The sequence below is a fragment of the Achromobacter sp. D10 genome (assembly GCF_035282245.1).
In the GTDB taxonomy this organism is placed as follows: domain Bacteria; phylum Pseudomonadota; class Gammaproteobacteria; order Burkholderiales; family Burkholderiaceae_B; genus Achromobacter; species Achromobacter insolitus.
In genome coordinates, this window is sequence record NZ_JAYJLE010000009.1 from 191,548 (window position 1) to 205,446 (window position 13,899).

At 64.3% G+C, this 13,899-nt stretch carries 12 protein-coding genes and 3 tRNA genes; 10 read left to right on the forward strand and 5 right to left on the reverse strand.

Translation table 11 applies throughout. The annotated features are described in order from the left end of the window. The first annotated feature begins 108 nt into the window (after positions 1–108). The 7 genes from cysS to mnmH all read left to right on the forward strand — a co-directional run bounded on the left by cysS (position 109) and on the right by mnmH (position 7,210). Positions 109–1,563, forward strand: a complete 1,455-nt coding sequence (cysS, locus tag VCS63_RS21855; protein ID WP_042794479.1) for a cysteine--tRNA ligase — start codon at positions 109–111, stop codon at positions 1,561–1,563. 20 nt (positions 1,564–1,583) lie between these two features. After that, a complete protein-coding gene (locus tag VCS63_RS21860; protein WP_323881022.1) occupies positions 1,584–2,228 on the forward strand; it encodes a DNA-3-methyladenine glycosylase in 645 nt (214 codons plus the stop codon). Between the two features lie 36 nt (positions 2,229–2,264). Beyond that, positions 2,265–3,230, forward strand: a complete 966-nt coding sequence (locus VCS63_RS21865; protein WP_042794478.1) for an acetyl-CoA carboxylase carboxyltransferase subunit alpha — start codon at positions 2,265–2,267, stop codon at positions 3,228–3,230. Between the two features lie 61 nt (positions 3,231–3,291). Next, the gene (gene tilS / locus VCS63_RS21870) at positions 3,292–4,356 is read left to right on the forward strand and encodes a tRNA lysidine(34) synthetase TilS (protein ID WP_082900559.1); all 1,065 of its coding nucleotides are present in this window, start codon (positions 3,292–3,294) and stop codon (positions 4,354–4,356) included. Positions 4,357–4,510: 154 nt separating this feature from the next. After that, a complete protein-coding gene (locus VCS63_RS21875) occupies positions 4,511–5,776 on the forward strand; it encodes an aspartate kinase (protein ID WP_042794477.1) in 1,266 nt (421 codons plus the stop codon). A gap of 87 nt (positions 5,777–5,863) precedes the next feature. Then, positions 5,864–5,956, forward strand: a tRNA-Ser gene (locus VCS63_RS21880). A gap of 192 nt (positions 5,957–6,148) precedes the next feature. Then, a complete protein-coding gene (gene mnmH / locus VCS63_RS21885) occupies positions 6,149–7,210 on the forward strand; it encodes a tRNA 2-selenouridine(34) synthase MnmH (protein WP_112965968.1) in 1,062 nt (353 codons plus the stop codon). 7 nt (positions 7,211–7,217) lie between these two features. Here mnmH and VCS63_RS21890 read toward each other — a convergent pair whose 3' ends face one another. Beyond that, on the reverse strand, positions 7,218–8,180 hold the full coding sequence (locus VCS63_RS21890; protein WP_076814714.1) for a Bug family tripartite tricarboxylate transporter substrate binding protein: 963 nt from the start codon (positions 8,178–8,180) through the stop codon (positions 7,218–7,220). Between the two features lie 23 nt (positions 8,181–8,203). Then, entirely contained in the window at positions 8,204–9,085 is an 882-nt protein-coding gene (locus VCS63_RS21895) for a TauD/TfdA dioxygenase family protein (protein ID WP_149064160.1), read from the reverse strand. Positions 9,086–9,182: 97 nt separating this feature from the next. On the opposite strand from VCS63_RS21895, the gene VCS63_RS21900 reads away from it, so the two are divergent. The 3 genes from VCS63_RS21900 to VCS63_RS21910 all read left to right on the forward strand — a co-directional run bounded on the left by VCS63_RS21900 (position 9,183) and on the right by VCS63_RS21910 (position 10,347). Continuing rightward, positions 9,183–9,977, forward strand: a complete 795-nt coding sequence (locus VCS63_RS21900; protein WP_253636846.1) for an IclR family transcriptional regulator domain-containing protein — start codon at positions 9,183–9,185, stop codon at positions 9,975–9,977. A 94-nt stretch (positions 9,978–10,071) separates the two neighbouring features. Further along, a tRNA-Arg gene (locus tag VCS63_RS21905) sits at positions 10,072–10,148 on the forward strand. Between the two features lie 122 nt (positions 10,149–10,270). After that, positions 10,271–10,347 (forward strand) — tRNA-Arg (locus tag VCS63_RS21910). 125 nt (positions 10,348–10,472) lie between these two features. On the opposite strand, the gene VCS63_RS21915 is transcribed toward VCS63_RS21910, so the two are convergent. The 3 genes from VCS63_RS21915 to VCS63_RS21925 all read right to left on the reverse strand — a co-directional run bounded on the left by VCS63_RS21915 (position 10,473) and on the right by VCS63_RS21925 (position 13,560). Continuing rightward, positions 10,473–11,249 carry a hypothetical protein gene (locus tag VCS63_RS21915; protein WP_112965965.1) on the reverse strand — a complete coding sequence of 259 codons (777 nt, stop codon included), beginning with the start codon at positions 11,247–11,249 and terminating at the stop codon, positions 10,473–10,475. Between the two features lie 97 nt (positions 11,250–11,346). Further along, a complete protein-coding gene (locus VCS63_RS21920; RefSeq protein ID WP_063641121.1) occupies positions 11,347–12,789 on the reverse strand; it encodes a DUF1254 domain-containing protein in 1,443 nt (480 codons plus the stop codon). A gap of 81 nt (positions 12,790–12,870) precedes the next feature. Continuing rightward, a complete protein-coding gene (locus VCS63_RS21925) occupies positions 12,871–13,560 on the reverse strand; it encodes a DUF3313 domain-containing protein (RefSeq protein ID WP_076814705.1) in 690 nt (229 codons plus the stop codon). Positions 13,561–13,899: the final 339 nt, after the last annotated feature.

The following is a 13,899-nucleotide window of genomic DNA, read 5'->3' on the forward strand; positions in this document are numbered from 1 at the left end:
GCAATGCGGGATCGAGAGCGGACCCGGCGGTACACGTCGAAGGTATTGTCCTTCGGCAACAACTTTCCGTAACCGCCACGGAAAACTTGGATAAAGTCTATAAGCGCCATGCTGCAAATCTACAACACGTTGTCGCGTACCAAAGAACCGTTCAAGCCGGCCCAGGCCGGTCAGGTGCGCATGTACGTGTGTGGCATGACCGTCTATGACTTCTGCCACCTGGGCCATGCCCGCATGCTGGTGTCCTTCGACATCGTGCAGCGCTGGCTGCGCGCCAGCGGCCTGGCGGTGGACTATGTGCGCAACATCACGGATATCGACGACAAGATCATCCGCCGCGCCGTCGAGACCAACCGCCGCCTCGGCGAAGTCACCGAGTTCTACATCGACGCCATGCATGCCGACGAGCGCGCCCTGGGCGTCCAGTCGCCGGACCGCGAGCCGCGCGCGACCGAGTATGTCGGCGAGATGCTGGACATCATCGGCAAGCTCGAGCAGAACGGCCTGGCCTACCAGGCCGATGATGGCGACGTGAACTACTCCGTCCGCGGCTTCCCGGGATACGGCAAGCTGTCCGGCAAGACGCTGGACGACCTGCGCGCCGGCGAGCGCGTGGCGGTTGGTTCGGCCAAGCGCGATCCGCTGGATTTCGTGCTGTGGAAGTCCGCCAAGGCGGACGAGCCGGACGACACCAAGTGGGAATCGCCCTATGGCCTGGGCCGTCCGGGCTGGCATATCGAGTGCTCGGCCATGAGCAAGTCGCTGCTGGGCCTGCCGTTGGATATCCATGGCGGCGGTCCGGACCTGAAGTTCCCGCACCACGAAAACGAGATCGCCCAGACCGAGGGCGCCTTCGGCGGCACGCTGGCCAATATCTGGATGCACTGCGGCCCGCTCATGGTCGATTCGGACAAGATGTCCAAGTCGCTCGGCAATTTCCGCACGATCCGCCAGACCATCGCACAGGACGAGCCTGCGGCCGACCAGGCGGTCTACCGCGTCAACCCGCGCGAAGCGGAAATGGTGCGCTTCTTCATCGTGCGCAATCACTACCGCAGCCCGCAGAACTACACGCCGGACAACCTGGTCGACGCGCAGAACGCGCTCGACCGCCTGTACCAGGCGCTGCAGAACGTCCCCGCCGATGCCCAGGGCATCGACTGGAACGAGCCGCAAGCCCAGGCCTTCAAGGCGGCCATGGACGACGACTTCAACAGCTCGGGCGCCGTGGCGGCGCTGTTCGAACTGGCCTCGGAGGCCAACCGCAGCAAGAGCGCGCGCAGCGCCGGGCAGTTGAAGGCGCTGGCGTCGCTGCTGGGCCTGCTGCAGCAGGAGCCGGCGGCGTATTTCCAGTCGCCTACCCGCTATTCGGCGGCAGCGATGGAGCAGGGCGACCGCCGCGAGCTGGACGCGGACGCCATCCAGTCCCTGATCGATGCGCGCGCGGCCGCCAAGGCGGCCCGCAATTTCGCGGAAGCCGACCGCATCCGCGCGGAGCTGCGCGAGGCCGGCATCGAACTCGACGACAAACCGGGCGGCGTGACGCAATGGCGTCGGGCTTGAACCCGCAGGATACGCCCGCCATGTCCACCGTCGACCTCGAGATTCCCAAGCCCGAGTATTGGGAAGCCGCCGTAGCCCACCTGATGCGGCGCGACCGCATCCTCAAGAAGATCATTCCCCAGCACCCCGAGGTCTGGCTGACCTCGCGCGGCTCGCCTTTCGTGACGCTGGCGCGGGCGATCATCGGACAGCAGGTGTCCACCAAGGCGGCCGACGCCGTCTGGACGCGGTTCATCGAAGCCGTGGGCAAACGGCCCACGCCTGTGGCCGTGTTGCGGGTGGGCCTGGACGGCCTGCGCGCGGCGGGGCTGTCGCAGCGCAAGGCCGAGTACGTCCTGGACCTTGCCGTGCATTTCGGCGAACGCCGCGTCCATCCCGAGAAATGGGCGGCAATGGACGACGAAGCCGTCATTTCCGAATTGACCGCCATCCGGGGCATCGGGCGCTGGACGGCGGAGATGTTTTTGATTTTCAATCTGCAGCGGCCTGATGTCCTGCCGCTGGATGATCCTGGGTTGCTCAAGGCAATCTCGCTACACTATTTCAGCGGCGAGCCTGTCTCGCGCTTCGAGGCTCGCGAAGTCTCGTTGGCGTGGCAACCCTGGCGTACCGTGGCGACCTGGTATCTGTGGCGCAGTCTGGAACCGACTCCGGTTCAGTACTGACGCACGCCAGGCAGCCCATCTACGGAACCACACTACATGCGCAATACATTTCTGGAATTCGAACAACCGCTCGCCGAGCTTGAGAACAAGATCGAGCAGCTGCGCTACGTGCAGGCCGATTCGGCCGTAGACATCTCCGACGAGATCGGACGTCTGCAGCAGAAGAGCCAGACCTTGGCCAAGGAAATCTACGCCAAGCTCACGCCTTGGCAAACGGCCCTGGTCGCCCGCCATCCCCAGCGTCCCTACACGCTGGACTACGTGCGCGAAATGTTCACCGATTTCCACGAACTGCACGGCGACCGCATGTACGCCGACGACCAGTCCATCGTGGGCGGCCTGGCGCGTTTCAACGGCACGCCCTGCATGGTCATTGGTCATCAGAAGGGCCGCGACACCAAGGAACGCGCCGCCCGCAATTTCGGCATGCCGCGTCCGGAGGGCTATCGCAAGGCCCTGCGCCTGATGCGCCTGGCCGAGAAATTCGGCATTCCGGTGTTCACGTTCGTGGATACCCCGGGCGCCTATCCCGGCATCGGCGCCGAAGAGCGCGGCCAGTCCGAAGCGATCGGCCACAATCTCTATGCCATGGCCGAACTGAAGGTTCCGGTCATCTGCACCATCATCGGTGAAGGCGGCTCCGGCGGGGCCCTGGCCATCGCCGTGGGCAATGCCGTGCTGATGCTCCAGTACGCGACCTATGCCGTGATCTCGCCGGAAGGCTGCGCCTCGATCCTGTGGCGCAGCGCCGACAAAGCGCCCGAAGCCGCCGAAGCGCTGGCCATCATCGCCCCGCGACTCAAGGATCTGGGCCTGGTGGACCGCGTGGTCAACGAGCCGGTGGGCGGCGCCCACCGCGACCCGCGCGTCATGGCCCGCTTGCTGCGCCGCGCGCTGGGCGACGCCCTGCGCCAGCTCCAGGGCATGACGCCCGAGCAGCTCGTGGAACAGCGCGTCCAGCGCCTGCTGTCCTACGGCGCCTACCAGGAAGTGCGCGCCTGAGCATGCTGGGCGCCGGCAGGCCTGCCGGCGCCGCGGCTTCGCGCCACGCGCCCCTTGTTCCATGACCGCCCGCCAAGCGCCCGACACCACGCCTCGGGCCGCGGCGGGCGTTGTTCCTTCCCTTCCCGTGTCGGCCGAGCTGGCGGCGGCCTTGCGCCACGCCTTGCAGGCGCTGCCGGAGCGCGCGCCGCGCATTGCGGTAGCGCTTAGCGGCGGCGCGGATTCGGCCATGCTTGCCGTGCATGCGGCCCCCGTGGCACGCGAGCTCGGCATCGACCTCGTTCTATTCCATGTGCATCACGGCCTGCAGGCCGCCGCCGACGCCTGGACGCAGCACGTCCAGGCGCTGGCCGGGCTGTTGGCGTTGCCGCTGTCCGTGGCGAGGGTCGACGTGGCACAGGCGGCGGGCAAGGGCATCGAGGCGGCGGCGCGTGATGCGCGCTATGCGGCGCTGGCGCAATTGGCGCGCGAGCAGGACGTCACGCATGTGCTCCTCGCCCATCATCGCAACGACCAGGCGGAAACCGTCTTGCTGCGCCTCTTGCGCGGCACGGGGCTGACCGGCATGGCGGCCATGGCGCCCGTGTCCAGGCGCGATGGCCTGGTCTACCTGCGTCCGTGGCTGGATATCGGCCGCGACACGATCCTGCAGGCGGCTGATGCGGTAGCGGCAGCCAGCGGCTGGCGGCCCGTGCAGGACCCCACCAATGCCGATCCCCACTACACGCGCGCCGCCCTGCGCGAATTGCTGGCTCCGGTGCTGGACGCCCGCTGGCCGGGGTGGCGCGGCATCGTCGCGCGGCATGCGCGGCACATGGGAGAGGCGGCGCAAATCCTGGACGAAGTGGCGCGGGAGGATTTGGCCGCGCTCGATCCCTCGGCCGATGGAGCCAGTTTTTCCTTGCAGGCCTGGCGCGGGCTTTCCGACGCGCGGCAGGCGCACGTGTTGCGGTATTGGTTGCAGCAGAATGGCGCGCGCATGCCGACCGACGCCCGGATGCGCGACCTGTTGCGCCAATTGCGCGGGCTGCACAGCCTGGGCCATGATCGCCAGCTGCGGGTGGAGCAGGCCGGCCACGTCATTCGTTGCCACCGGGGCAGGGTCTGGGTCGAACCTCGGCATTGAACGGGAGCAAGCGGGCCGTCTGGCGGCCTGGCGTCCCCGAAATACCGCTGCGCGGACAGAATTTTGCACAAGCTGCGCAATTTTTTACCGTCGCGCTAGAATATACGGCTTTGCCCGTCAACCTTTTGCGGCGGGTTCCCAGCCAGAGTACGAGATGTCCCTGATCGTTCACAAATATGGCGGTACTTCGATGGGCTCGGTCGAGCGCATCAAAAACGTGGCGCGTCGCGTCGCGAAGTGGCACGCCGCCGGCCACCAGGTTGTCGTTGTTCCGTCGGCGATGGCAGGCGAGACCAATCGCCTGCTCGGCCTGGCGCGCGAAATTTCGCCCCAGCCCGATAGCCGCGAACTCGACATGATTGCCGCCACCGGCGAGCAGGCCAGCAGCGGCCTGTTGGCCATTGCCTTGCAAGCCGCTGGCGTGCCGGCCCGCAGCTATGCCGGCTGGCAAGTGCCCGTGCGCACGGATTCGTCCTTCACGAAGGCGCGTATCACGTCGATCGACGACGAGCGCATCCGCGCCGATCTGGACGCAGGCCGCGTGGTCATCGTCACGGGTTTCCAGGGCGTCGATCCCGAAGGCCACATCACCACGCTGGGCCGCGGCGGTTCCGATACCTCGGCCGTGGCCGTGGCGGCCGCCATCAAGGCCGACGAATGCCTGATCTATACCGACGTGGACGGCGTCTACACGACCGATCCGCGCGTGGTGCCCGAGGCGCGCCGCATGGCCGTCGTTTCCTTCGAGGAAATGCTGGAAATGGCGTCGCTGGGTTCCAAGGTCCTGCAGATCCGCTCGGTTGAATTCGCCGGCAAATACCGTGTGCCGGTCCGGGTCCTGTCCTCGCTGACCGACCCGCTTATCCCGCTCGAAGAAGAAATGGTCTCGGGCACGCTGATTACTTTTGAGGAAGACGAAAAAATGGAAGCCGCCGTTGTCTCCGGCATCGCCTTCAGCCGCGACGAAGCCAAAATCACCTTGCTGGCCGTTCCGGACAAGCCCGGCATCGCCTTCTCCATCCTGGGTCCTGTTGCCGCCGCCAACATCGACGTCGACATGATCGTGCAGAACCAGTCCGTGGCTGGCACGACCGACTTCTCGTTCACCGTCAACCGCAACGAGTTCGCTCGCGCCGTCGACCTGCTCAAGCGCGAAGTCATCCCGGCCGTGGGCGCGCGTGAACTGTCCACCGACGAGAAGGTCGCCAAGGTCTCCATCGTCGGCATCGGCATGCGCTCGCACGTGGGCGTGGCCAGCCTGATGTTCCAGACGCTTTCGCAAGAAGGCATCAACATCCAGATGATCAGCACCAGCGAGATCAAGACCTCGGTGATCATCGACGACAAGTACATGGAATTGGGCGTGCGCGCGCTGCACAAGGCCTTCGGCCTGGACCAGGCGCCCGCTGAAAAGGCCTGAGACCAGACTGTGGCACGATTTTTTTTGCGATGAATGCCCCATAGCGGGCAAGAGTGAAAAAAGTCGTGCTAGAATCTCGTTCTCTTCGGAGATGTGCCCGAGAGGCTGAAGGGGCTCCCCTGCTAAGGGAGTATGTGGCTAAAAACTGCATCGTGGGTTCGAATCCCACCATCTCCGCCAGATTCTCTCCGATCTGGCTTCGGCTGGTCCGGAGATAAAAAACCCGCAATTGCGCAAGCGATTGCGGGTTTTTTCATGGGCCGCGGCTTTGTTCATATGGGCGCGCCGCAAGCCCGGGTGCCGCTGCGCGGTCAATCACGCGCCGTGCCCTGACATGAGAGAATTCCAGATTCCCTTTTACGCGCTCCGCCCTTGAAACACCTGCTCGCCACCCTGGACCGGCTGGATGATTTCGACGAAGTCATCGATGTGCGCACGCCGCTCGAATTCGCCGACGACCATATTCCTGGCGCCACCAACGCGCCGGTGCTGAGCAATGAAGAACGCGTGGTGGTGGGCACGTTGTACAAGCAGGTCTCGCCCTTCGAGGCCTCGCGAGTGGGCGCCGCGCTGGTGGCGCGCAATATCGCGGCGCACCTGGACACGACCTTCGCGGACCGGCGCCAGGGCTGGCGCCCGTTGATCTATTGCTGGCGCGGCGGCACGCGTTCCGGCTCCATGACGACGATGTTCAACATGATAGGTTGGCGGGCCCGGCAACTCGATGGCGGCTACAAGACCTATCGCCAGGCCACGCTGGACGCCCTGGAAAGCCTGCCCGCCGGCTTGCGCTACGTTGTGTTGGCCGGCCCCACTGGCAGCGGCAAGACGCGATTGCTGAATGCCCTGGAGCAGGCGGGCGCGCAGACGCTGGACCTGGAGCGCCTGGCCTCGCATCGCGGGTCGCTGCTGGGCGCGTGGGCGGGTGTCGCACAGCCTTCGCAAAAGGGCTTCGACACGCGCCTGGCGCAGCGCTTGCGCGCATTCGATCCGGCGCGGCCAGTATTCGTCGAAGCGGAAAGCCGCAAGATCGGCGCGGTCGCGTTGCCGGCCGCGCTGCTTGCGGCGATGCACGCCAGTCCGTGTGTCGAAGTGAGCTCCAGCCGCGCGGATCGCGCGACCTTCCTGCTGCAGGACTACGCGCACCTGTTCGAAGATCCAGAATCGCTCAAGGCGCAGTTGCAGCGCATGATCGGCCTGCACAGCCGCGAGCGCGTGTCTGGATGGCTGGCCCTGGTCGATAGCGGCGCGCGCCGCGAGCTGGCGCAGGAACTGATAGACCGCCACTACGACCCGGCTTACGCGCGCAGCTGCCATGCGCATTTCAAGCAGTTGTCCCAGGCGCTGCCGCTGGAGTTCCGTCCCAACGACGACGATGTGGTCGAGCAGGCGAGGGCGCTCCTGGCCAGACTGGATATGGCTGGCAGCGCCTGAGCCGCGCTCAGTCGATGCGCACGCCCGTCATGTCGACCAGCTTGCGCCAGTTCTTCACCTCGTCTTCCTGGTAGGCCTTGAGATCCGCGGGGCTGCCCGCGGCCGGAGTCATGCCGATCTGTGCGGACAGCTGTCGCAGCTCGGCGGTGTCGAGTACTTGCCTGACCTCGGCATTGATGCGCTCGACGATGGGGGCGGGCGTGTCGCGCGGTGCGAACATCGCAAACCACACCACCAGTTCATGCCGGTCCAGGCCGCTCTCGGCCACCGTCGGAATGTCGGGAGCGAACGGGGCGCGTTGGGGCGTGGTCACGGCCAGGGCGCGCACCTTGCCTGCGGCAATCTGCGGCAATGAGGGGCCAACGTTCTCGAAGGCATAGGAGATGCGCCCGCTCATGAGGTCCGTCATCATGCCGCCGACGTTGCTGTACAGCACTGTGGTCACGTCGATGTCGGCCATGTGCCTGAGCAGTTCCACCCAGACCCGCGCTGTGGTGTTGCTGGCACCGAAATTGATCGCGCCCGGTTGGGCCTTGGCTGCCGCGACCAGCTCGGGAAGCGTCGTTGCCTTTGCGCTGGCATTGCCGATCAGGATCATGGGCAGGCGGCCCATCAGCGCGATGGGGGCGAAGTCCTTGACCGGGTCATAGGGCAGGCGTTGATACAGGCTGGCATTGGCCGCCATGGGACCATTGGTGCCCATCAGGACGGTATAGCCGTCCGGCGCGCTGCGGGCCACGTACGCGGCGCCTATGCCGCCGCCGGCACCTGGCTTGTTTTCCACCGTGACCGGTTGTCCCAGCCGTTCGCTCAGGCCTTTGGCAACGCCGCGCGCCAGCGTATCGGTCGCGGATCCGGCGCCGAATGGAACGACCATATTGATCGGTTTGTCTGGGAAGGCGGCGCTCGCGTTCAGACAGGCCGCGCCCAGCGCCAGCGCTGCGGCGATTTGCTTCATCTTGTTGGACATTTGTGGGTCTCGATTGTGGGGATTCAGGCGACGGTCGGACCGATGTCCTGCACCGTCGCGCGGCGCATCGATCGGCGATACTTCTCGTCGAAGCCGGCGCCCCGGTGCATGGTGCAGCGGTTGTCCCAAAGAACAAGATCGTTGGCGCGCCAGCGGTGCCGGTACACGAACTGGGGCTGCGTGGCGAAGGCCATGAGTTCATCGATCAGTTCGCGGCTTTCGTCATCGTCCATGCCTTCTATGCGGCTGATGTGCGATGCGATGTAGAGGGATCGGCGGCCGGTGCCTGCATGCCGGCGCACGAGGACTTGCCGCACGGGCGGCTGGAGCTCGCGCCAGGCGTCAGGCACTGAACCCACGTCGAAATCCGTCAGTCCGCGCGAGTGAAAGTAGTCATGCACCGCGATCAACGGAGCCAGGCGTTGCCGCCGTTCTTCGCCCAGGGCGTCCCAGGCCGCCCGCATGTCGGCGAATTCGGTGGCGCCGCCGACGGGCGGGATTTCCTGGGCAGACAGCAGGGATACGCTGGCCGGCGTGCGCTTGAAGGAACTGTCGGTGTGCCAGAGCTGGTTGCTCAGGTTGATAAGGCGGCGAATGTCGCCTTTGTCCAGAATGCCGCCGCGTTCATCCAGGTTGGAGATGTCGGAAAGCTCGGCGTGGTTCAGGCGGCGAGGGCGGTGCGCGTTGTAGACCGATGCGCCCACCGATGTCTCCAGCGGACCAAAGTACCGCGCCACGGCCATCTGCCCGGCCTCGTCCAAGGGCTGGTCCGGCACGACCAGCACGGCGTAATGATCCAGGGCGCCGCGCAGCGCTTCGATGTCCTGCGCCGATAGCGGCGCGCGCAGGTCGATATTGGCCACCTCGGCGACAAAGCCCGCGTAAACGGGGGTGAGTTCCATCATTTTCGTTCCTCCGATGGCAAGCCACTGATGCGCAATCGCATCCTGGTGTGCTATTATTTTTCGACTATCGAAAATTATTTCTTCTGTCGAAATAATCATGCCTAAGATTCCGAGTGAACGAACTTGGGGTTTACCCAAGGGCGGCGATCAATTCGTCGAGGCTTTTGCGCGCGGCCTGGCCGTTATCCGTGCATTCGGCCCTGGCCACCAGGCGCTGACGCTGAGTGAAGTAGCGCAGCGCGCCAACCTGACGCCGGCTGGCGCCAGGCGCTTGCTCTACACGCTGGTGACGCTTGGCTACGCACGCACCGAGGAACGCAGGTTCAGCCTGGCGCCGGCGGTGCTCGAACTTGGCTATGCCTATTTGTCGTCGCTGTCCTGGCGCGATATTGCGCGGCATGCCGTCGAGGAGTTCATGCGCGACACGGGCGAGATCTGCACCGTGTCGGTGTTGGATGGCGAAGACGTGGTCTATGTGGCCCGCGCGGAAATGCCGAGTCCGCTTTCACGGCGCCTGGGAGTTGGAGAACGTCTGCCGACCCACGCCACGTCCAGCGGCCATGTGCTGTTGGCGGGCGCGAGCGTTCAGGAGCGGGAGCTGTTCATCGCCAAGGCGCCGTTCGCGCGCCATACACAGCACACGCTGGTTGAGGCTGCGGAGTTGCGCCAGGCGATCGAAGACGCAGCAAAGGCGGGGTATGCGCTGGCAAGCGAGCATCTGGAGCTGGGCATATGCGGCCTGGCCGTGCCGATCAAGGACGAGAGGGGGCGGGTGGTTGCAGCGTTGACCACCAGCTTGAATCTGGCAAGGCACGAGCGCGCCGAAATCGTGGGCAAGTTCCTGCAAAAAATGCGCGGCACGGCGGAGCAGATCAGCGTGGCACTGGCGTGAACCGATGTGCCCGGAGCGGATGCGTCACTTGCACGCTTTGCGAAATAACGCTATTATTCAAGGCTTGCTTTTAAACGCAATGCGAAACGCAAATGCGCCCGTAGCTCAGCTGGATAGAGTACCTGGCTACGAACCAGGGGGTCGTAGGTTCGAATCCTGCCGGGCGCGCCAAGTTCGATTCGCATTGAACGTCTCGTTTAAGTAGCGAGAGCAGTGAAAAGTAAAAGCAGTAAAAACAGAGCAGTAAAAACAACGGCAAGATTTTTCTGATATAATTTTGCCTCTTTGCCGGAGCGCCCGTAGCTCAGCTGGATAGAGTACCTGGCTACGAACCAGGGGGTCGTAGGTTCGAATCCTGCCGGGCGCGCCAAGTTCACTTGGTCAATACAGCAAAGAAAATGGAAAGGCCTTTGATCATGCATCAAAGGCCTTTTTGTTTTGCGCGTCGCCAACGCCGCCGCGACGGATCGCTGGATCATTGGCGGAGCAGGCCTGTCAGAAGCGGATCGTCAAGCCCGCCATCGGGCCTTGGAGCACGGCGTCGAACTTGAATCCCCCGCTGCTGTAGTCCACGCCCAGGGCGCGATAGCCTATCGCCGCCGAGACGTTCTTGCTGATGTTGTAGCCAATGCCCAGGCCGACGTCCCAGTCCGCTTCCGCGCCGCCCGCGCCGATCAGGCCCCAGCCGGTGAGGTAGTACTTGGAGCTGAGGACATAGTTTCCGCGCACGCCTACCAGGCCGTCCACCCACGTGGCGCCGTCGCTGCGCGTCCTGCCATTCAGGTGAGCGCCCTTGAGCGTGATGTCGGTGTCGACCGACCAGACCCGCAAGCCCGCCACCACATCCAGCTGGTGCGGCGAATTCTCCAGCACGGAATACCCCATCCCGAGCAGTCCCGCGAATGTGGATGTCTTCACGTCCGCGCTGCTGGCCAGCAGGCCGCGCGGTGTGTCGCCTTGGGTGCCGATCTTGGTGTAGATCAGGTCGCCGAATACGCTGTAGCGTCCTTTGCGCGCATCGCCGATCAGCATGGCGCCGAAGTCGAGGTTGTCGAACAGTTTGTCGAAGTCGGCATGGATATCGATGACTGGCGAACGCGATTGGGACACCTTGCCGGACAGGCCGGCAGCCCAGAAGTAAGGCGTGACCGCGAACTGCCATTCATTCGAGGGCAGGGAGGCGGGGGCCGAAGCGGAGTCCGCTTCGGCCCCCAGTGCCGCCGCGGCATGGAGCAGGCCGCAAGCCAGGCAGCCCGTGATCTTTTTTTTCATTGCAAACCCTTCCCAAACTGCAGGCGCGACGGATCGGATCCGCCACGCCCGCGGTGAGCGCAAAGCCGGCCTCGGGCCGGCGGGTGCCACGCCGGGATCAGGTGACCCTTCTTACCGGAGGGATGGTCCAGGAGCCGTCGATGATGGATGGGTTGCTTTCGTTGGGCCAGTACAGGCGCATCATCAGGATGAATTTTCCCTTGGGCGCCGGCAGCCAGTTCGACTCCAGTTCGGGGCCGGGCGATTCATGCTGTATGAGCAAATCGATCGACCCGTCCGGCTTTGCCTTCAGGGGTTGGCGCGCGCTGATCGAGTAGCGGTTCAGCGGGTTGTCGACGAAGAAGTAGGCCGCGTCATACATGGTCAGCGACCAAAAGCCCGAGACGGGAGGCGTGAGGCCTTTCTTGAAGGTCAGCACATATTTTTCGGATCCGTCATAGAGACGTTTGATGGCGCCGGTATCCGATTTCAGGGAGGTGGGGTAGATGGCGTCCTGCGGGCGGTTGGCCCCCAGGCCGATCGCGGTCACCAGCGCGCGTTGGAGGTAGTTGGTGCCATAGATGCCGGTCTTGGTTGTGAAGCCCCAGCCGTCGATGTCCTGTATGTCGCCGCCGCTGGACTTGAAGTGCGTCATGATGCGCCCAAAGCCGACTTGGGGAACGCGCTTAGCAACGGCAGGGTCGAGCAGAGTCTTGTCAAAGTCCTGGCCGGGCACGATCCCTATCGTGGCCATCTTCGCGACGATGGGCGCGTCGGCCGCGTTGGGCGGGTTGCGCTTGAGCAACTGGGCAAACAAGCTGAAGTACTCGACCGCGTCCATGTTGTTGACCTGGTCGCGCACCGAGGTCTTCATGTCGATGGCGGGGTCGACCTTGCCTGCGGGGGGATTCCAATCCTTGCCCCAGGCGCTCAACGGACAGAGCTTCACTTCATCCTGCAGCTTGTGGACTTCCGCGTAGTCCTCCTGAGTGCCGGTGCAGTAAATGCGGCCCAGCAACCAGACGATGCTGGTCGGCGATTTGTACTGGGTCATGCCTGGTGGAATCGCGCCCTCCCAGCCGGGGCCGGTCACCACGAAGGTTTGCGGTCCTGTACCCGTCGTGCGTTTCCCGGGCACGTCGAACACCGTCGTCCAGCCATCCAGCATCGGAAACAAGGCATAGCGTCCGTTCATGTCCGGCAGACTGACGACCCAGGGCTCATCGCCGACGTCAAAGAAGGACGTGGTGTAGAGCGTGTCGGCATTGGGCGCCGTCACGTCCCGGAACTTCGCATCGGGATACTGCCGCAGCTTGATGAGATGCCCCATCGGCGCTCGTGTCCCCTTGGGTTCCGCCACGTTGGTGATGACACGCCTGGTCATCTCCATCGTCACCAGCGGGTAGGCGTAGACGTAGACATCGGTGGCCACGCCGAATTGCTCGTCGCCTTCAGGCAAATCCGCGACCAAGCCATCGGCAGCCCGGGCGGGCCTGCGCAGGGCGCTGGTTGCGAGCAGGGCAAGAGCGCCCGTGTTCAGTGTGCGGCGTGTCAGCTTCATAGGATCGCTCCAACGGAATCATGGTTTGAAAATCACGAAGGGCCGCAGCACAGCCAGCGCTGTGCCGCCCGATACCTTGCTTCACCGTTCCCGGACGTACTTCCCGATTTCCTGGGCAGCGCCCGTAGTCCATTCATCTATCAGCGGTTGCAGCTTGGACAGGCGGACGCCGCCGGCGCCTTGGGTGGCGTTGGCGACCTTCTCGCCCGTGCCGCCCCGCACGGACGCATACAGCAATTCGTCCGTCATGCTGTCCGTGACCCGCGCCTCGATGGCGACGGTCGCGTTGCGCGCCATGCCTCCTTCCATGGCGGCCTTGGCCTCGGTCATGACCAGGGCGATAGGGATGTATTGATAGGCTCGCAGTGCCTGCGCAGAGGTGCCTACCGCCGTGATCGCGATGCGTATATGGGCGACGCCCGGTTCGGCGCGATCGACCAGCCTCACCCGCTCGCCCACCTTGCGCCTGAGCGTTTCGTTGACCGCATCGCGTATCTCCGTGAGGGTTTCCAGGGAAACGTCCGCGGAAGGCTGGGGCTCGGGGTAATACATCACGGGATCGAGCCAGACCGCGGTGTAGCGCGACGGGTTGAATGCGGGGTTCAGGTAAACCAGCCGGGTGCCGCCGTCGGGGGCCGGCGCTTGATGCAGAAGCGAGTAATCAGGGAGGAAGCCGGATTCCGCTGGTTGTGGGGCGGTGGAACAGCCCGTCGACAGAATCGTGGCCGCAAGGCTCAGTAGAAGCGCGCCCGAGGAATGCTTGATGTTCATGCAAGTTCCTTCTGACAGTTAGGGGGCGATGAGAGCCCCGGCTGCTGGCGTCGGCGAGAGGTCCCGTACAGAAGCTGCTTTCCGCTCGTGGGCGCATGTTTTGACCTAAATGCACAGGAAGCCAATTATTTTTCTAACGCTGGAGTTTCGCAATGCGGACGCGTGAACCGGGCTTTCTGAACTATTTTCTTTGCGCGTGTTTTGTGGAAGGAACTACCGCCACAGGGCGACTGATTTGCGCAGCCTTTATTATTCATGGTATAAACACGCCTCTTTCGGAGCGCCCGTAGCTCAGCTGGATAGAGTACCTGGCTACGAACCAGGGGGTCGTAGGTTCGA

Coding starts and splice junctions, on each gene's coding strand:
- VCS63_RS21875 (WP_042794477.1), top strand. CDS start 4,511: ATGTCCCTGATCGTTCACAAATATGGCGGTACTTCGATGGGCTCGGTC.
- VCS63_RS21860 (WP_323881022.1), top strand. CDS start 1,584: ATGTCCACCGTCGACCTCGAGATTCCCAAGCCCGAGTATTGGGAAGCC.
- VCS63_RS21915 (WP_112965965.1), bottom strand. CDS start 11,249: ATGAAAAAAAAGATCACGGGCTGCCTGGCTTGCGGCCTGCTCCATGCC.
- VCS63_RS21920 (WP_063641121.1), bottom strand. CDS start 12,789: ATGAAGCTGACACGCCGCACACTGAACACGGGCGCTCTTGCCCTGCTC.
- tilS (WP_082900559.1), top strand. CDS start 3,292: ATGACCGCCCGCCAAGCGCCCGACACCACGCCTCGGGCCGCGGCGGGC.
- VCS63_RS21900 (WP_253636846.1), top strand. CDS start 9,183: ATGCCTAAGATTCCGAGTGAACGAACTTGGGGTTTACCCAAGGGCGGC.
- VCS63_RS21925 (WP_076814705.1), bottom strand. CDS start 13,560: ATGAACATCAAGCATTCCTCGGGCGCGCTTCTACTGAGCCTTGCGGCC.
- VCS63_RS21895 (WP_149064160.1), bottom strand. CDS start 9,085: ATGATGGAACTCACCCCCGTTTACGCGGGCTTTGTCGCCGAGGTGGCC.
- VCS63_RS21865 (WP_042794478.1), top strand. CDS start 2,265: ATGCGCAATACATTTCTGGAATTCGAACAACCGCTCGCCGAGCTTGAG.
- cysS (WP_042794479.1), top strand. CDS start 109: ATGCTGCAAATCTACAACACGTTGTCGCGTACCAAAGAACCGTTCAAG.
- VCS63_RS21890 (WP_076814714.1), bottom strand. CDS start 8,180: ATGTCCAACAAGATGAAGCAAATCGCCGCAGCGCTGGCGCTGGGCGCG.